This is a genomic window from Clostridium sp. C105KSO13 (assembly GCF_001517425.1).
Taxonomy (GTDB): Bacteria; Bacillota; Clostridia; order Lachnospirales; family Lachnospiraceae; genus Muricomes.
Map to the genome: position 1 here is coordinate 1 of NZ_FBWL01000166.1, position 18,888 is coordinate 18,888.

Annotated in this window: 19 protein-coding genes; 11 read left to right on the forward strand and 8 right to left on the reverse strand. The window is 42.8% G+C overall.

The window, feature by feature from the left end; genetic code table 11:
- Window positions 1-444: 444 nt before the first annotated feature.
- The 3 genes from BN3456_RS09135 (at window position 445) to BN3456_RS09145 (ending at window position 3,247) form a co-directional block, all read left to right on the forward strand.
- The gene (locus tag BN3456_RS09135) at window positions 445-1,551 is read left to right on the forward strand and encodes a C40 family peptidase (protein WP_089983836.1); all 1,107 of its coding nucleotides are present in this window, start codon (window positions 445-447) and stop codon (window positions 1,549-1,551) included.
- Window positions 1,552-2,149: 598 nt separating this feature from the next.
- Window positions 2,150-2,359: a DUF1858 domain-containing protein gene (locus tag BN3456_RS09140; protein ID WP_089983837.1), complete on the forward strand. Its 210-nt coding sequence runs from the start codon at window positions 2,150-2,152 to the stop codon at window positions 2,357-2,359.
- A 249-nt stretch (window positions 2,360-2,608) separates the two neighbouring features.
- The gene (locus BN3456_RS09145; protein ID WP_089983838.1) at window positions 2,609-3,247 is read left to right on the forward strand and encodes a hypothetical protein; all 639 of its coding nucleotides are present in this window, start codon (window positions 2,609-2,611) and stop codon (window positions 3,245-3,247) included.
- Between the two features lie 52 nt (window positions 3,248-3,299).
- Here BN3456_RS09145 and BN3456_RS09150 read toward each other — a convergent pair whose 3' ends face one another.
- From BN3456_RS09150 to BN3456_RS09175, 7 genes are all read right to left on the reverse strand, one after another.
- A complete protein-coding gene (locus tag BN3456_RS09150) occupies window positions 3,300-4,787 on the reverse strand; it encodes a class I SAM-dependent DNA methyltransferase (protein WP_089983839.1) in 1,488 nt (495 codons plus the stop codon).
- Entirely contained in the window at window positions 4,788-4,964 is a 177-nt protein-coding gene (locus BN3456_RS15915; protein WP_176699159.1) for a hypothetical protein, read from the reverse strand.
- Window positions 4,961-5,515 carry a hypothetical protein gene (locus BN3456_RS09155; RefSeq protein WP_089983840.1) on the reverse strand — a complete coding sequence of 185 codons (555 nt, stop codon included), beginning with the start codon at window positions 5,513-5,515 and terminating at the stop codon, window positions 4,961-4,963. The genes BN3456_RS15915 and BN3456_RS09155 overlap by 4 nt, the downstream gene beginning before the upstream one ends.
- Window positions 5,512-6,768 (reverse strand): restriction endonuclease subunit S, encoded by a 1,257-nt coding sequence (locus BN3456_RS09160; RefSeq protein WP_089983841.1) that lies wholly within the window; start codon window positions 6,766-6,768, stop codon window positions 5,512-5,514. The genes BN3456_RS09155 and BN3456_RS09160 overlap by 4 nt, the downstream gene beginning before the upstream one ends.
- 12 nt (window positions 6,769-6,780) lie before the next feature.
- A complete protein-coding gene (locus tag BN3456_RS09165; RefSeq protein ID WP_089983842.1) occupies window positions 6,781-9,519 on the reverse strand; it encodes a type I restriction endonuclease subunit R in 2,739 nt (912 codons plus the stop codon).
- A gap of 1 nt (window position 9,520) precedes the next feature.
- The gene (locus BN3456_RS09170) at window positions 9,521-9,733 is read right to left on the reverse strand and encodes a helix-turn-helix domain-containing protein (RefSeq protein ID WP_089983843.1); all 213 of its coding nucleotides are present in this window, start codon (window positions 9,731-9,733) and stop codon (window positions 9,521-9,523) included.
- Window positions 9,734-10,055: 322 nt separating this feature from the next.
- Window positions 10,056-10,520, reverse strand: a complete 465-nt coding sequence (locus BN3456_RS09175; protein ID WP_089983844.1) for a helix-turn-helix domain-containing protein — start codon at window positions 10,518-10,520, stop codon at window positions 10,056-10,058.
- Between the two features lie 225 nt (window positions 10,521-10,745).
- Between BN3456_RS09175 and BN3456_RS09180 the strand changes: the two genes are divergently transcribed.
- The 7 genes from BN3456_RS09180 to BN3456_RS09210 all read left to right on the forward strand — a co-directional run bounded on the left by BN3456_RS09180 (window position 10,746) and on the right by BN3456_RS09210 (window position 17,293).
- On the forward strand, window positions 10,746-10,958 hold the full coding sequence (locus BN3456_RS09180) for a DNA-binding domain protein, excisionase family (RefSeq protein WP_023052775.1): 213 nt from the start codon (window positions 10,746-10,748) through the stop codon (window positions 10,956-10,958).
- A gap of 39 nt (window positions 10,959-10,997) precedes the next feature.
- Window positions 10,998-13,292, forward strand: coding sequence for a phage/plasmid primase, P4 family (locus BN3456_RS09185; protein ID WP_207644096.1), 2,295 nt, complete (start codon window positions 10,998-11,000; stop codon window positions 13,290-13,292).
- 365 nt (window positions 13,293-13,657) lie between these two features.
- Window positions 13,658-13,903, forward strand: a complete 246-nt coding sequence (locus tag BN3456_RS09190) for a hypothetical protein (protein ID WP_089983845.1) — start codon at window positions 13,658-13,660, stop codon at window positions 13,901-13,903.
- 133 nt (window positions 13,904-14,036) lie between these two features.
- Window positions 14,037-14,345 carry a hypothetical protein gene (locus tag BN3456_RS09195; protein ID WP_089983846.1) on the forward strand — a complete coding sequence of 103 codons (309 nt, stop codon included), beginning with the start codon at window positions 14,037-14,039 and terminating at the stop codon, window positions 14,343-14,345.
- A gap of 14 nt (window positions 14,346-14,359) precedes the next feature.
- Window positions 14,360-15,298, forward strand: a complete 939-nt coding sequence (locus BN3456_RS09200; RefSeq protein ID WP_207644097.1) for a phage major capsid protein — start codon at window positions 14,360-14,362, stop codon at window positions 15,296-15,298.
- Window positions 15,299-15,373: 75 nt separating this feature from the next.
- Window positions 15,374-15,577: a transposon-encoded TnpW family protein gene (locus BN3456_RS09205; protein ID WP_036242308.1), complete on the forward strand. Its 204-nt coding sequence runs from the start codon at window positions 15,374-15,376 to the stop codon at window positions 15,575-15,577.
- Window positions 15,578-15,631: 54 nt separating this feature from the next.
- Entirely contained in the window at window positions 15,632-17,293 is a 1,662-nt protein-coding gene (locus BN3456_RS09210; protein WP_176699160.1) for a recombinase family protein, read from the forward strand.
- An 82-nt stretch (window positions 17,294-17,375) separates the two neighbouring features.
- On the opposite strand, the gene BN3456_RS09215 is transcribed toward BN3456_RS09210, so the two are convergent.
- Window positions 17,376-18,095 (reverse strand): adaptor protein MecA, encoded by a 720-nt coding sequence (locus BN3456_RS09215; protein ID WP_089983848.1) that lies wholly within the window; start codon window positions 18,093-18,095, stop codon window positions 17,376-17,378.
- Window positions 18,096-18,547: 452 nt separating this feature from the next.
- Between BN3456_RS09215 and BN3456_RS09220 the strand changes: the two genes are divergently transcribed.
- A complete protein-coding gene (locus tag BN3456_RS09220; protein WP_242862848.1) occupies window positions 18,548-18,850 on the forward strand; it encodes a hypothetical protein in 303 nt (100 codons plus the stop codon).
- Window positions 18,851-18,888 lie beyond the last annotated feature (38 nt).

Consider the following 18,888-nt stretch of genomic DNA (forward strand, 5'->3'; position numbering starts at 1 on the left):
GCGACAGTTATGTCTATTTCTCATACTCTTTTTTCACTATTTATTTCATTTTGGATAATATTCACTTTTCAATGTCCTGTTGCCAGCAGTGCTGGCATGATCAATCAGAATTCCGAGAGATCATTTTGAAACAAATATTAGTAATCATATTTACTTAGAATATAATATAATACTCTGAAATGTCAATGGTATTTCAGAAAAATTATATATTTATAGAAAGAATAGAATTCACAAAATGTTACAAAATAATTAACGAATCGAATAAACGATTACACAAAACAAGAAGAATTCTTTGGGATGTGTCGAAATCTGTAAGCTGAAAAACTAATAAAATGGTTGACATGGCTATGTACTGTTGATATAATAGCAACGTAACAAATTTAACAATCATGTAATATTTAGAATCTCCTACAAAAGATAAATACACTTATAAGGAGGTTTTATATGAAAGTAGTAAGTGTAAAGCAGAAATTGATTCTTTCTGCTTTAACAGGAGCGATTCTGATTTCGGGGAGTGCAATGACGGTCAGGGCAGAGGACAAGCCCTCAGAGGATACCCAGATCCTCCCGGTTGCAGGAATCGAATCGGTACTAAAAGATTGTTATAAGGAGGATGTAAAAAAAAATATTGATTTATATCTGGTACAAGATGACAAGGGTGAGTATTTAAATAGAGCGTTTTCTAACGTGAGCGATTATGTCTATATTAGAAGCGCTCCAGATGAAACAAGTGACTGGACAGGAAAGCTGTACAGTAATTCAGCAGCTGATGTACTTGAGTACAACGACGATTGGACAAAAATAAGATCTGGTTCTGCAGAAGGATATGTACCTGCAACCAGCCTGTTTACAGGCAAAGAAGCCGAGGAACATGCAGGGGAATATGAACAGAACCTGGCCACAGTAACGGTAGATGTTTTAAATGTCCGGGATGGACAGAATACCTCAGCAAACATAGTCACACAGGTTACAGCAGATCAACAGTATGAAGTGACCGGTGAAGCGGTGAACGGATGGTATCCGGTTAAAGTCGGGGAGACGGCCGGATGGGTATTCGGAGATTATGTAAACGTTGAGCAGCAGTATTGTTATGCAGAATCCAAAGAAGAGGAAGAAAAGCGTATAGCTGCTGAAGAAGCTGCCAAGGCGGCGAGAGAGGCACAAAAGCAACAAGAAGCCCAGGAAGCGGCAGTGATTCAGGCACAGGCTTCCAGCGGACAGGCTGTCATTGACTATGCTTGTCAGTTCATAGGCAATCCTTATGTATGGGGAGGTACAAGTCTTACAGATGGGGCCGATTGCTCTGGATTTGTACAGTCAGTGTATGCACATTTTGGCATCAGCCTTCCCCGTACCACATGGGATATGGAGTCCGTAGGAACTCCGGTAAATTATGAAGAAGCGGTGCCGGGAGATATTGTGTTATATGATGGACATGTAGGACTCTATATGGGAGACGGCAATATTGTTAACGCAATGAATGAAGCAGATGGAATTGGAGTGTGCAGTGCAACATACACACCTATTATAACAGTCAGAAGAGTATTGTAGATATAAAGTAACAAAGAACGCTGCAGAAAATACACTTCAGAAACAACATGATTCCCGATAAATTGACAGGCTGAAGCCAAATTTAATTGGCTCCAGCCTGCTTTAAGAAATTCGACATGAAGTGAAGATTATTGTTAGACATTTTCATCTCCTTTCGTTGGAAACAATCGATTTTTGTTGCGAATATGAAAAGTATGGCATATACAAAATGCACAAAATTGTAAAATTATGTCGAAAGTCGAAAAGGGATAGTTTTCAACTTATCCACATTAAAAACCCGAAAAAACGTGGAAAAACCCAGATTTTGTAAAAGTTATCCACATTATCCACATAAAAACATGTGTTTTTGGTGGATTACTTTTATGAAAAAAAGAACGAACGTTTTGTTAAGTTATGATGAAATTGGTTTTTTGTCGAAAAAGAGAAGTAAAAACATTGACTTTTAAGAATTCAAAAAGTGAAAATAATTGTCTTGTCAATTTGGAAAATTTACTTGAGATATCCCATTTTTCATAAATTAAAATCTATTTCCGGCGGTTGATTATTTAAAAAAATGGGATTATAATAGGGATATCTTATTACAAAGGAGGGAACAAAAATGGGACAGGTTACTAAAGACACCACTATTGGTGAATTATTGATGATATACCCTGATGCAGCACCAATTTTAATGGAAATTGGCATGCATTGCCTTGGCTGCCCGGCTTCACAGGTAGAATCTTTAGAAGAGGCTGCTACGGTACACGGTATGGATGCAGATTTACTTCTTGAGAAAATTAACGCTTCAATGAAAGCTGCTGGTATATAATCTTACAAAAAAGCCCCACACAAAGGGAGTGCAACTTAGGGATTTGAGAAAATCAAGTTTTTAAGGACGCCTCCCCAAACGGTGCAAAGAGAATAGCGACTACGCAAGAGTAGAAATGCTCCTGTGTGGTCGCTTTCTTTTTGCACAGATTTTGTACAAATCTTTGGTACATTTATGTCATTGAATTGACTTGCTATATCTGCACATCAGAGCGAATATGTACCTACCAAATTAAAGGAGGTACTTCACATGGAAGTCAAAATGAATACTACAGACCGCAAAGGGCTGGTCAAAGCAATCACAGAAATCACTGGAACTGCTGCTACCTACAAGGGTGCGCCAACCTTTGCCTACGAAATTGGCGAGTACACCATTGACCGCAATTCAACACTTATATTTGCAGACAGAACAGGTGTAGACAATCTGCTGCAAGGCTTAACAGAGCGTGGATATGCTCATGAAAAGCCAAGTACCAGACTAACGGTGGAATTACCGAGGGAACGCTTTACAGACGCTGTTACCCCTAATTTTGACCGCATTTTGGAGAGCAAGAGCAATCTTATCAAAAAGGCGGTTAGTGCAGACAGCCTTGTGTATGAGTGCCGAGATGACAAGGTGCTGTTCCCTTGGTTTACACTGATTGGGGGCGAGAACGAAGCCACAGCATACGCACAATTCATAACCGCACTTGTGAATATGGCTGCAACGCAAAAGAGAGTGACCGCCAAAGCCAAAGAGCCGGATAACGAAAAATACGCATTCCGCTGTTTTCTCCTCCGCCTTGGTTTTATTGGGGACGATTACAAAGCAACCAGAAAAATTTTACTCCGTAACCTTTCCGGGAATTCCGCATGGAAAGCAGGACATAAATCACAGGAAACAGAATAACAGATTCCATAACAAATGCCCCAACTGCTATATTGGCAGAAGGGGCATTTAATTATTTGGCTAACTGTGATTGTAATTCTTGAAAACTTTCCAATGCGCTTTGTAGATTTTCGATAATGTCCACCGCCAGTTCATCCGGGGCAGGCAGACTATCAAGGTCTGCAAGGGACTTATCCTTAATCCAGAACAGGTCAAGACTTGTCTTGTCACGCTCTAAAATATCCTTCACATCAAATCTGCGGAAACGACCATCTGGGTTTTCCTCTGACCAAGTTTCAGTACGCTCATGACGGTTTTCCGGGTTGTAGCACTGTATGAAATCTAAAAGGTCAGCATCACTCATAGGGTGCTGTTTCAGCGTGAAATGAATATTCGTACGGAAATCATATATCCACACTTCCTTGGTTTGCATTTCAGCACTGGCTGGGCGTTTATCAAAAAAGATAACATTCGCTTTTACACCCGGCTTATAGAAAATTCCTGTCGGCAGACGGAGAATGGTGTGCAGGTCGGTAGTTTCCAACAGCTTTTTACGCACGATTTCTCCTGCGCCACCTTCAAACAGCACATTGTCCGGCACAACAACTGCCGCTTTACCTGTGGCTTTAAGAATTGTATTGATATGCTGTACGAAGTTCAACTGTTTGTTAGAACTGGTTGTCCAAAAGTCCTGTCGATTGTAAACAAGGTCTTCTTCCTCCTGTTCGCCCTCCTCATTCGTAAAGGTAAGGGCAGACTTTTTACCAAAGGGCGGATTAGTCAACACAAAGTCTACACGATAGCCGGGGTCAGTTAAAAGAGCGTCACCATAGGCAATCGGTACATTGCCGTAAATATCTCCGATATTGTGCAGATATAGGTTCATAAGTGCTGTTTTGTAGGTAGCGGATACAATTTCGTTTCCATAGAAGGTTTCGTTTTTCAAGAATTCCTTCTGCTCACGGTCAAGGGAATAATTATCCGGGTCGGCAATAAACGATTGTGAAGCGAGGAAAAATCCTCCAGAACCGCAACAGGGGTCTGCGATTGTTTTCTTCGGTTCCGGGCGGACGCATTTGACCATTGCATGAATCAGAGAGCGAGGGGTAAAATATTGTCCTGCGCCACTCTTAATATCTTCTGCGTTCTTTTGTAGCAATCCTTCATAAATTTCACCCTTCACATCAGAAGACATTGCTACCCATTTTTCAGTGTCAATCATCTGCACCACACGATACAGAATTGCAGCACTGCTAATTTTGTTGGTTGCACCCTTGAATATTTTGCCGAGAATGCCACCTTGTTTGCCCAGTTCCTCAAGCGTTGCTTTATACTGTTCTTCCAGTTCCGCACCCTTGAGGGTGTTCATATCTGACCATGTATATCCGGCAGGAATACCAGTTTCTTTTTTATAAGGTGGTTTGGAGTATTCATCTGACATCTTCAAAAAGATGAGATAGGTCAGCTGTTCCAGATAGTCTCCATAAGATACACCATCGTCACGGAGCGGATTGCACATCCCCCAAACCTTTGATACGATTGCTGTTGTTTGTTCAGACATTTACTTGCCTCCCTTTTTTTCAGAATCTTGGCGAGTGAATATATCTCTGCGGACGCCAGCATCCTGTCCTCTTTGTTCTGTAGTTATTCCTGTGGACTGATTATTTCCAGTAGATGTCGAAGACTTGCCTAATCCACACCCGTTTTTTATAGACTCTAAATCTTTATCTGTGCTCATATCGAACCTCCATTATGTATCAGCATCGAAACAACATAGGCGAGTAATGCAATAATAATTTGTATAGTTGCCGTGTTGAATGCTTTTTGCTTGTTCTTTATTTTTTCCCTAATATCATTTATCACTCGAATATATTGCAAGGTTACCCATAGTGCTGCGTCTTCAATTTTCTCATTGTAGAGTGCTTCTGTTTTAATGCTATTACTGTCAAACGACAGTATTTCCTTACTTCTCGAAAGCAAGAGGAGTTTAATTACTGCAATAACAATCAGAACTGCACTTCCAATTGCACACAAGGCATAAATTCCAACAGCCATTTTTTCAAGGTTGGTATATTTATTCCAATTAAACATAGCCGTCATATCAACATTGCTTAATATCACTATCAAAATTACACCGCACAAAGCCAAAGCAATATTTATCCGATCATAAATTCTGTCATAATTAGATAAGACACGATTATAATCTTCAAGACTTACAGAATACAAAAATTCTGCTGATGGATATTTTTCTACGTTTTGAGTTGAAGGGGTTCCTGTTTGTTCACTCATTCGGGTAATCCTCCTTCAAAAGCTTGCTTTAAGATGCTCTGTCGCATGGCTTCTGCCTGTACCAAGGCGGTGTCTACGGTCTGTTCAATGCTGTCACAAACGGATAGGCGGGATTCGATTTCTTCAACAATCATTTTTTGTTCCGCAAAGGATGTAAACGGAAAACGCAATGCTCGAACACGCTCTTTATTAAGTGCTTTCTGATTGTTTCCAGAACCCACTCTGCGAGTGTTGTCATAGTTCATTTGTAGAAAATAATAAATATACTTTGAAGAGCATGCCGTTTTAGATACTAAAATCGCAGCGGTATTTTGATTATGGGCTGCTTCAATATTTAGAATTGCAGCTTGCCCTCTAGTTTTTCCTTCACCAATCATAGCTAGCATTACCGTACCAACCGGGTGTACATTGGTGGATGCATGAGCCAAACCATCAGCGGTTATTTGCTCATCTGTGCGAAGTATGGTGTTAAAGTGAACTTCGCCACTGCTAACCCAGTTAATAGTGCCATTCCAATATTCAGGGATTCTTCTGCTCGGAGTCGCACCAACTTGTACCTCAAATACATCCCCAAAGCGAACCTTTATCCATGAAGGTGGCAGTTCTAAATGAATTTCGTTTTCATCGCCAGAGGTATCTTTGAACACTTCATTCGAGCGCTTGATACTCTCAAAATCAGTTTGCGGTGATTCACCTAGATGCATTTTTCTCCATAATGAGGTTAGTTTTCCCTCAAACGCCTCTTTCAACACAGCCTGTCGATACACCGCCAGCTGCTGTTTGATAGTGTGCAATGTTTCCACACTCTTGTCCAATTCAGAAAATAATTCTTCTATTTTTTTTATGATTTTTTCTTGCTCCGGTAAAGATGGGATTTGCACCTTTAGCTTAGAGTAGTGTTGTATCCAATATCGTTTGTGAGTACTGTGGTCGAAATTGATTATCTGCATTCTGTAAAAAACATACTTTGGTAGTACAATTTCTGTATTTGCTGTCAGTATTTTCATTGCAGAAGATTTTACCTTAAACTTAAAATTTACAAACTGTGACGATGTTGTAAAATCATCAAAAATTATTGCAGGTAGATTTTCATAAATACCTGTGGTTTCATTTGTATGACCAATGATAAAACTTTTCCCGGCGGTAAGCACAGGTGTTTTATAAGTATCACTGTATTTTGTGGATTCAACGATATATGGGGTGGGTTGTTCATAGGCTAACAAATCCCCCAATTCGTATTCTTTAACTTCCAAAGTGTCTCCTCCTTATGCCACTAATGCGACATTCATTTCCTGTAATATTTTTTCGTATTCATCCCCGAACACGTCATAAAAACCGAGCAGACCTCCCTTACGGTCGAATGGAGTTAAATCCAAATCTTCCGACAGAATGCTAAGAGAAGTGGCAATATGGTCTTTAATCAGACGTAGCCAGTCCATTTGTTCTTCGGTAAATTGAATATGTCCGGCATTCCGTTTGAATGTCCATTGCATGAAGTTATAGTTCACTTTATCCGCAAATGGAGCAAGGGTATCGGAATATCCCATCTCAAAGCGGATGATGGAAATCAAATCTGTCAATTGTGCCATCGTGCCACGCTTTACCTTATCCGGCTTTTTAATGGCATAGCAATCCCACAGCCGTTCTACGGTGATACCCTTGACCTTCAACTTTTCATAAAGTGACTTTAACTGTTCAATTGCCATAGGACGGTCTTTGTAGGCTTCGTTATATACAATACGCATGGCGATAATCTCATCCTTGTTTTCTTCGATAAAATCGTGGAAGGTAGAGATGATACGGTCAGCATTTTTCTCCTGCTGGGTATCAAATCCGGCAAAAACAACAGAATCAAGATTGATGTTATCGATGATCTGGTCATGGCTGCGGCGCACATTCTCAATATAATCCCGGACATCAGGGTCATGGAATGGCATGACTGCAGCCTGTATCAGTTCTTTTTGTGCTTTCTGTATCTGCTCATCTGTTATCTTTGTGGAGCCTGTGTCGGCTTGTGCCTTTGCTATTAGCACATCTTCATCAAAGGCGTTCAGTAGATTTTCCGCAACGGTTCCGGCAGCAGTGCCGACCTTGGTTTCAAACTGCTTACGTTCTGTCTGAGACATCTGACTGTTTAGGCGGATAACACGGTTTGCAAGAGATGTCAGCGTGTCCTCATCCTTTGCTCCGAGAGCCACATTCATCATGAGCTCTTTCATACTGACGGTCGGCTTGCGCTCCAGTGGTCTGGTATCGGATTTTTTGGACTTTGTGACACCAACGGCATCTACGATAACGAAATGGTCTTTGTTCTCCGTAGCAGAAGGAGTGACCTTCTGCAAATCGTCTTTATTAAGGACACGAGTGCCTCTGCCTTTCATCTGTTCAAAATAATTCTTGCTGCGTACATCACGCATGAAAATCAAGCATTCAATTGGCTTCACATCCGTTCCTGTTGCAATCATATCTACCGTAACAGCAATACGCGGATTGTAATCGTTACGGAAGGAACTGAGGACGGATTCTGGGTTTTCAGCAGAATATGTTATTTTACGACAGAAATCATTTCCTTCGCCAAACTCCTCACGGACAATCTGAATGATATCGTCCGCATGGCTGTCGGTCTTGGCAAAGATAAGCGTCTTAGGCACTTCTTTTCTGCGTGGAAATAGTGTCGTAAACAAATTTTCCTTAAACGTGCGAATAACTGTGCGTATTTGGCTGGGGTTGACAATATCCCGGTCGAGCTGGGTTGGTGCATAATTTACATCTTCATCCAGCTGTTTCCAACGCTTAGCTCTGGACAGACGGTCACGGTATTCAATCAGTTGTTTCATCAAATGTGCACCATTCTTGCCCACCTGTGTTTCAATAAGAAAGATGTCCTCGCCTACATTTACACCATCAATAATCGCCTGTTCACGAGGGTATTCGCTGACGATGTTTTCATTAAAAAAGGCAAAGGTACGATTATCCGGGGTTGCGGTCAACCCAATGATAAATGCATCAAAATAGGTCAGTATTTGACTCCATACATTGTAAATGGAGCGATGGCATTCATCAACTATAATGCAATCGAAGAATTCCGGCGGGTACTTTTCGTTATAAACCACTTCTTTGGGTGCTTTGCTGTCTGCGGTCACAAAATCGGCAAAAGATTTCTCCTCGGTAGATTCGTCCAAATCCTCGCCTTTCAAAATAGAATACATTCTCTGAATGGTGCAAATGCATATTTGAATGTCATTTGGTATGTAGGAATTTTTCAGTCTACGTACACCGTAAAGCTGCGAAAAGGAGCGTGGGTCATCGGTTGGTGTGTAGGCAAGGAACTCACGCTCTGCCTGTTCGCCCAAACCTCTGGTATCCACAAGGAAAAGGATACGGTTCATTTTCCCGTATTTTAGCAGTCGATAGGCAGCTGTGATTGCAGTAAAGGTTTTACCTGCACCTGTTGCCATCTGCACCAGTGCTTTTGGGCGATTTTCTGCAAAGGAATTATCAAGTTCTTTAATAGCATTTACCTGACACTTACGGAATCCCGTTTCATCCAATGTAGGGAAATGCTTCATATTATTGCGGATAGTATCCGGCTGCTGAATCAGAGCCAGTAGTGTTTCTGGACGGTGAAAGGAGAATACAGTACGAGAGCGATATTTCACATCTTTATAATCAGTAAACCGAATCAGCTTATCCGTTGTTTCATAGGCAAAGCGGATGGTGTAATTGTTCTTTATCCATTTGAATGTGCTGTTGGCATAACGTCCGGATTGAACTTCAACATCCGTGATGGATTCACCTTTCTCTTCTCGTTTGGCTTCAACAACACCTATAGGCTTACCATCCACAAAAAGAGCATAGTCCACATCTCCTGTACTGGTGGGAAATTCACGGACTGCGACACCAAGAGCAGCTGATAAATTCAGTTTTTTCATGTCTTGTATTATCCAGCCAGATTGACGTAATTTTTCATCAATCACAAGTCTTGCTTTTTCTTCTGGTGTCATATCACTTGTCCTCCTCATCAACATATTCCATAATGTCCCCGTAGTCGGCATTAAGGGTTTTGCATATTTTCCCAAGGACGGTAAGAGTGACTTCCTCGTCCCGGCGAAGTTTTGTCATTGTGTTTGGGGCAACGCCAGAGGCTTTCCTCAAATCAGCCTTGCTCATCTTTTTATCAACCAGTAATTTCCACAAACGATTATATGAAACAGCCATGTTTGCCTCCTTTGCACATCATAATACACAGTATAGCACGATTTGACACAATTCGCAAGACTATGCGAAAGTTTAGCAAGGGAACGAATTGTAAATTTATTGAGAATTGGTTGCCACATGGGGGTGGTCAAATCTCCAGTACCTTATCTGCCAAAGACCGACGCCCCCTCAAACGTGAATTTTCGCAGAATTAAACAGGGGGGATTCCCTAATATATAGAAATGGCTGAAAACACCTGTATTTACAGTGCTTTCAGCCATTTTCTTTTGCGTATTTGTCCGCAGTATTGTATAAAAATAGGTCAATTTCTTAGGCGAAATGCTTATTTTGTGACCGCTTTAATATTGACCGCACACACAAAACTGTCATCGTCTGCCATCACTCCCTGCTGAATGCAGCGGTTCTTCTCTTCCTTATAAAGAGCGAGCAATGACTTTCTTGCAAAACTGTCCATCCGGGCAAAGTCAGAGCAGAACTGCTGCAGTGTGCTGTTCAGCCAGTCTGCATCCTGTTCCTTATCCATTGCAAGGCTTGTTTCTGCCATGTCTTGGATATCTGCTTCTGTAGCATCCTGCATTGGAGTGGCATCATCCGACTGTGCAATCAGATAATCCATGCGTACATGGAACAATTCACACATGGTGTCGAGCATCTCAAAGCTGGGTCTGCGACTGCCGATTTCCCATGCAGATACCGTTCCCTTTGCTACTTTCAGTTCTTCCGCAAGTGTTCCCTGCGTGAATCCATTCTTTTTTCTGATTTCTTTAATTCTTTCACCAATCGTCATAGCTTGTCACCTCGTTATATATTTTCGCATATCGTTGTATCTCGTTTGCTTCTGTCCTAATAGTATCACTCAATGTTGCACTTGTCAATGCAATATGATGTACTTTTTACAATTTATTCATCATTTTGTCTTACTTAAAGCATTGACAAGTACATCTTGATGTAGTATTATTATATCAAAAGTATGACAGTATGATGTACTTGAGTATAGGAAGGAGGAAGAAAGATGGATATGAAACAACCTAATATGATGACCGTGAGAGAAGTTGCGAAAACAGGATTGCTCTCGGAACACGCTCTTCGCATTATGCTGAAAGCCGGGAAACTTCCGGCAATCTATATCGGAAAGAAAGCACTCATCAATTATGACAAGCTGTGCGAGCAGTTATCCGCTTTGGGAGAAGATGCGGAAAACCAGTCTGATTCGATATGGTACTAATCTGTACGCCATTACTTATAAGGAAAGGAGGCAAGCCGAATGCCGGAAGAAACGAAAAATCCCATGCAGGAACTGATGGATAGGAAGATATGGTTCCTGTGGATATGGAGCAAGGATAAAAATGGCAATCCCACCAAAAAGCCAATCGCAGCGAATGGTGGTGCAACGGGTACAGACGATGCCCATAGTGGCACATGGGTGACCTATGATGAAGCGGTAACTGCAATGCGTGAACGTGGCTCTGCCGGAGTCGGTTTCAAAATCCCCAAAGGATACTTCTTTCTGGACATTGACCATAAGGAACTGAACGACCCTTTTGTGCAGATGATGTTGAAACGCTTTAACAGCTATACGGAATATTCCCAAAGTGGCAACGGCATCCACATCTATGGAAAAGTCGATATTGCCAGCATCCCTACCTATATCGATGATAAAGGCAAGGAAAAGCTGGACAGACAATTCTATATGAAAAATCCCCACAACGATACCGAGCAGTATTTCGGAGGACTTACCAACCGATTCGCCTGTTATACAGGCAGTGTGATATTGGATACGGCACTGAATGACTGCACACAGGCTGTCCTTACCACCTTGGATAAGGATATGCGCAGAAAGCAGAAAAAGAAATACAGTGCCAAACGTGACGGTGATGAGGATGTATACCGCATTATCGAAGCACTGCACAAACAGAAGAATGGTGAGAAATTCGCCATACTGTTTGATGATGGTGACATCAGCGGATATGGCAATGACGATTCTGCTGCGGATTGTGCGCTCTGTTCTCTTATCGCATTTCGCACCGGGGACGACCCAGAACTGATCGATGCCATATTCCGTCTGTCCGCTCTGATGCGTGAAAAGTGGAATCGGGACGATTACCGGGAACTGACCATCAACGCAGCACTAGAAGCCTGTCATGGTGTGTTTCATCGTTCGGTAATGCCAGCCCCGGAATTTATCAAATTCAACCGTTCCGGGATTGCAGCGGTGAGTGTGCCTCTGCTTGCAAAATATGTACGAGAGCATCTCCAATACCTTATAGTCCGTGACAACACCAATGGCGGCACCATCATCTATGTGTACGAAAACGGCTGTTACAGGCTGTGTGGCAAGGATAACTTCAAGGGTATCATCAAAGGGTACATTACCGATTATGATGAGGAACTTCTCCGTATGGCTGATGTAGCTGCCTGTATCGAGCATTTGACCACCGACCTTAATACACTGACCAACGATGACCTCAATGCCGATGAAGACCTCATCAATGTGGCAAACGGTCTGCTCCGGCTGTCAGATTTAACGCTCCTGCCACACTCCCCGGAGGTATTCAGCACCATACAGATTCCCTGTGAATGGCATGGAACTCCAAGTGCAACGCCTACCTTTGACGGCTATATTTCCACACTGACTAATCATGATAAGGCGGTGGAAAATCTGCTGTTGGAATTCATCGGTGCAGTGTTCTCCAATGTAAAAGGCTGGCGAATGAAGAAATCACTGTTCCTTTATGGCAAGGGAGATACAGGTAAATCACAGCTAAAAAGTCTGGTGGAGCTGATGCTTGGAAAAGGATATTTCATCGGCATCGACCTTGCCGAAATCGAAGCACGGTTTGGCACTGCCAATCTCTATGGCAAGCGTCTGGCTGGCAGTTCTGACATGAGTTTTGTAACCGTCAGCGAATTAAAGACCTTCAAGAAGTGTACAGGCGGTGACAGTCTGTTTGCAGAGTTCAAGGGGCAGAACGCTTTTGAATTCATATACAACGGTCTACTGTGGTTTTGCATGAACCGTCTGCCGAAGTTTGGCGGTGATGATGGCGAGTGGGTATACAACCGTATCATGCAGGTGGAATGCCTTAATGTGATACCACCAAAACAGCAGGACAAGCATCTGCTTGAAAAGATGTATGCGGAACGGGAAGGCATCTTCTACAAGGCGGTGATGGCATTTCGCAATGTTATCGGCAACGGCTACCGTTTTACAGAGCCGGACAGCATCGCACAGGCAAGGCAGAATTACCGCGATACTAACAGCACCATCATTTCCTTCTTTGAAGAATGCATGGCAGAACGCAGTGACAGCAAGATATCCGACACTTGGACAACGGGTCGCATCTTCAAAGCATACAAGGCTTGGTGCAAGGATAACAACAACGGGTATGCCAAGACAGCACGGGAGTTCCGTGATGAATTGGCTGACCACCTCGGCACGACCTTTCAGGCTATGGTTGTCAGACGTGGAACAGGCGGTACCTTCTACAGAGATTACACACTCTCCGAGGATGCCGTAGAACAGTTTAGGGGGTGTGGCTATGATGACTTTCTCGTTTAGTGACAGTAGTGACAGTACAGTGACAGTTCATGTGCACAACAGTCACTGCAATAAACACCCATTCCACAAGGGTTTAAGGCACTTTGGTGACAGTAGTGACAGTTCTTTCAACTCAAGAGCCAAGAAAAAAATCTTTGTATGCAGTAGGCAGGTATGGGTACAAGGTACAAAGATTATTGAGCGTGTGAGCAAATCAAAAGTTCTGTCACTACTGTCACTAAAGCAGTGCAAATGCCCATTCTGTAAGGGATTTCTTTAGTGACAGTTGCAAAAAGAACTGTCACTGGAACTGTCACTAAATCGCAGGAACTGTCACCAAAATACAGACAGCGCTGATATGCGCAGTCAGAAAGGAGGCAAATGCCATGAGAATTATGGATATTGATGAGAACACCAAGTTTCGTCCGATTGACTTTGACACTGACCGCTATGTCGGCATGAGTGTAATCAACCGTAAGGATGATGCCCCTGTGCTTATCATGATGAGCAAGTCCAGCAACCCACCGCACTACATGGTCATGGATGGGATGTACAAGCAGATGTACTATCTGCGATATGCAGATGCAGTGGACTACTGCAAGCGTATGGGATACATCCGTTCCCGCAATTGACCATAGGGGCGGTCAACATCTCCACTGCTGTTATAGCGGAAAACGGGGCAATGCTCTCACGCACAAAATCGCAAATTCAAAAGGGGTATTAAAACCCTATCACACAAAACCACATTTTAAGGAGGAAAATACTATGATTTATCCAATTATTGCAAACAAAAAGAACAACATCTTACACACCCATCATTCGTCCTACTCGGATGAATATGCACAGAGAATGTGTAACCTGTATCTTTCCGATGAAATCCACAGAGATGACGAAGGAAAGCTGCACAAGTATTATCGTCTCCATGCCAAAGAACCTCACAGCATCGAGGATGCTCTTGCTTATGACATCTTATGCCCGGAATGTGCAAACAGAGGAAAGCTCAAGCAGATTGGCAGGGTACTGAACTACAATGACCTCGGACTGTACAGATGTCCGTTTTGTGACAAGAAATAAGGAGGAACACGATTATGAATACAACAATGAAAACAAAGGTCTATGCCGGAGAGCCGGAGTATGACAAAAACTTCTGGGATGTAATGCGTGGCAAGGAACACTGCATTGATAAAATCGCCAAGGGGCGTAACTCCCAGACCGACACCTATGCCGTTCCTGCTCATGCCAACAATAAATTCGGTAAGGCAATCGAGGGCAAGAGCCTGTTCCGTCAAATCGGTACAGCCTTTAATGCCTATGAAGCCGGATACCGTATCTTTGCTAAGGACTGTAATGATCTTGCAGCCTTTGTGCCGGAAGGTGGCATGATTCCGATTTATGAGGGAATGAATGATTTCACCACCACCGTAGTGGAAAGCTGGAAACTCGCAGCCTTTGTAAAGTTCGATGAGGATTTCATCCATGATGCCACCTTCGATATTGAGAACTATCTGGTGGAGCGTTTTGCAAAGAACTTCGGCAAAGCTGAAACCAACGCATTCATCAATGGCACTGGCGAACAGATACCGACAGGTATTCTTCATGAAAGCAAGGGCGCAGATGTGGCTCTGACCACGGATGCCCTTACTTATGACAATATCATCAGTTTGTACTTCTCCGTTAAGTCGGAGTATCGTGCCAACGCAGTGTGGCTCATGAACGATGAAACCGCTATGGCACTCCGCAAGCTGAAAGATGCCGATGGCAATTACCTGTGGCACAGTACCGATGATACTATCTTTGGAAAAAAGGTCATCATTTCTGAATTCATGCCAAACGCAGAACCAGGCAAAAAGCCTGTTGCCTTTGGTGATTTCAGCTACTACTGGGTCATCAGCCGTAGTCCAGTTAGTGTCCGCGCCATCAAGGAAAAATTTGTGGTGTTAGACCAGATTGGCTATCTTGCCTTTGAGTTCATTGATGGCAAGCTGGTACGCTCCGAAGCAATCAAGGTCATTGCGATGACCGAATAAACAATTGGCACTGCCTGTGGTGGATAGTCTTTCTGCCACAGGCGGATGCCTTATCTGATAGAAAGAGGTGGGATTATGAACACAGCAGTAAACAACACTCATATCACCCATACTTCTATCGGTGGAACGATGTATATCGTGGAATCAATGGTCAGCGAAAACGCCAGAGAAACCGCATATTCCAAGGTGAAACGGCTGATTTTGAGCAATGTCGGCACTCCGCTCAAAGTATCAGAAAGTTCACAAATACTTGCAAAATACAACTCGACTTCTGCCTGATAGTACGGTAATATCGACATACCGATGGGGAGGCTGTCGGAAAGGATGGTAAAAATGGAAAACAAAAGACAGCCTTACATAGATGCAGCCCTTGGGGAGAAAATCACAGCACTCTATTGCAGATTATCCCGTGATGACGAACTCCAAGGTGACAGCAACAGTATTATCAATCAGAAAGCAATACTCAAGAAATACGCTGATGACAATGGATTTGCGAATACACAGTTTTTCGTGGACGATGGTTACAGCGGCACAAACTTTGAACGCCCCGACTTCCAACGCTTGATGGCATTGGTGGATGAAGGTGCTGTGGGCATCATCATTGTCAAGGATATGAGCCGACTCGGAAGAGATTATCTGAAGGTCGGTTACTATACCGAGATGGTGTTCCCAGAATCGGACATCCGCTTTATTGCCATCAACAACGGGGTCGACAGTGCCAGTCAGCAGGACAGCGATTTTACGCCATTCCTCAATATCATCAATGAATGGTATGCCAAGGACACGAGTAAGAAAATCCGTGCGGTTTTCAAGGCAAAGGGACAGGCTGGCAAGCCACTCTGCACAAACACACCCTACGGATACAAGAAAGACCCTGAGGACAAGAACCACTGGATTGTAGACGAAGATGCTGCTGCGGTGGTAAAGGAAATCTTCCATCTGTGTATTTCCGGCTACGGTCCGACACAGATTGCCAAGGAGTTGAAAAAGCGCAAGGTGCTGACCCCTGTAGATTATGCAAAAAGCAACGGCAGAAATGCTCCTGCGGTCAAACAGACGGATGACCTTTACAAATGGACAACTTCCACGGTGGTTCATATTTTAGAACGGCAGGAGTACCTTGGCAACACGGTAAACTTCAAAACCCACCGCAAGTCCTATAAGCTGAAAAAGCAAATCAAGAATGACAAGGACGAATGGCAGATTTTCGAGGGTACGCACGAAGCCATCATAGATAAGGAAACGTTTGATATTGTTCAGCGTATCCGTGATGGCAGGCGCAGATTTACTCCGATGGGTGAAATGCCCACACTCTCCGGCATGGTGTATTGTGCCGATTGTGGCAGCAAGATGTACCAAGTCCGTGCAAGGGGCTGGGGACATGAGAAAGAGCATCTGGTCTGCTCTACCTACCGTAAGCGTGGCAAGAGCAACTGTACGTCCCACCAGATTCGCAATGTGGTCATAGAACAGCTTCTCTTGGATGACCTGCGCAGAGTGACCGCTTATGCCAGAGAACATGAAGCCGAGTTCATTCAGCTTGTGACCAACACATCGGAAAAGGCACTGAACCGAGAACTCCGTAGCAGTCAGAAGGAATACGAACAGGCAAAAGCCCGTATCACCGCCCTTGATAAAATTATCCAACGGCTTTATGAGGACAATGTAGTCGGTAAAATCAGCGATGAGCGGTTTGCCAAGATGTCCGCTACCTATGAGTCAGAGCAGAACGCCTTGGAAAGCCGGATTGCTGAACTGGATGAGTTCATTACCACGGCAAGAGAAAAATCCCTCAATGCCGAATACTTCCTGCAACTGGTGCAGAAGTACACGGACATCAAGGAATTGGATGCCGAAATCATTCGGGAATTTGTGGAGAAAATCATCGTGTTCAAAGCTGAAAAGGTAGACGGGCACAGAATGCAGCGAATTCAAATCATTTACAACTGTATCGGAGCAGTAGAAATTCCGAGCAAGCATGAAAAAACGGCATAGCCGATACTCACGACTATGCCGAAATTTTCAGGGATTATAAATCCCTAAGACGCACCCTCAAAAGTGTGGGGCTTTTTTAAGATTATACTACAGCAAGCTTTTGTACTGCATTAGCTGATACCATGATATCGCAGTGTTCTTCCAAAAATGCCAATGTAGCACCAGAAGCTTTTTCAAGAGAGCCATACTCAGAGAGCATGTTACAAGTCTTATTAAATTCACTGTTTGTGTGCTCCGACTGTGTCAGAGCCAGAATGTACAATGAATTATCTGGATCATGGTATAATGTGTTTGAACCGTGATATACAGGTTGAAGAAGATGTGCAACCCGGATTACCCGGTCCATGCTGTCGAAAGAAAACAACCGTACATTAAATGGTGCCGGTGGATCTGAAACGGTAGAGGTATTCTCGGTATCAGATGCCGCCTCTTTCACCTTGTTTAGCAGATTTAAAAATTCTTCTGCCCCCTCTAACTTCTCCAGTGATTCTGGCGTATCGGAATCAACTTCTCCCAGAGGTGTAAACTTGGAAAACCTTGTATCTAATTCCTCCGGATCTTCTACCTTTGTAATAATTAGAACGATAGAATCCGCAGAAGCAGGGATTGCTTCTATCATTAAAGGGATGTCTTCTGCTTCAAAGCCAAAGTCAAAGGATGCCTGCTGCATCATGTCTCTGAAAAGAGATTTGGCTTTTTCCGTGCCATATGCCAATTCGCTCAATTTTAAATGGCGTGCTGCGAGGTCGGCATGTGTCAGGGTACAACGAATCTGATTGTCATTCAGTTTTTCGATTTTCATATCATCACATCCTTACGAATTGTTATATCAAAAAATATATATCTTCTCACTGTTAGTATAAACAAAAACAAAAAATATGTAAAGAGAAACCAGAAGAGTTTATAGTACTTTTATGGTTATCAACAAATGTGGAGAGCTTATAAACAATAAACACATTGAAAAGTATGTATAGCTTTTCTATAATTGCAGTTACAGAAGATAGTATATCAGGATAAATAAATGTTTATACAAAGGAGGTGCAAAAAGGTTAATCATATCTAGTAAATGTTCGTGTAATTCATATGTCCGTTTCAAGGATAAAACCATCAAAATTTTCATAATGAGAAAGAAACCGTAGAGTCATACTACCTTCTATACTGCCATAATCCGGTGGTACGTCACGATACCTCCGTGAAATTGAAAAACCAGGCAGCAATCCAATATTTATCTGAATCTACGGGGAAAGGAGAACCATGGAGATTGGTGAGGCAGCGTACAAGTACAGAGATTTATATGCGGAACTCGAGAATTATGAAAAAAACGGAGTGCCCATGCATCTTGAAGGCAGCCCGGCGAGTCCGATGCAAATTGTGACAGCACACATGATCCGAGAAGAAGGCTGCTATATGCGTGACTATGTCATGGATGAGAAAGGATACATAGAATCACTTATTTTCGTAAACATTAATTATGATCAGGCGAAGAATCCCCTCAATACGCCGGAAGGAGATACCATAGAAAGACAGAAGAAGTACATTAGGCAAAGCCTTTCATGAGCAGTATATTTTTTACGTATTAAACTACTAATGTTTAA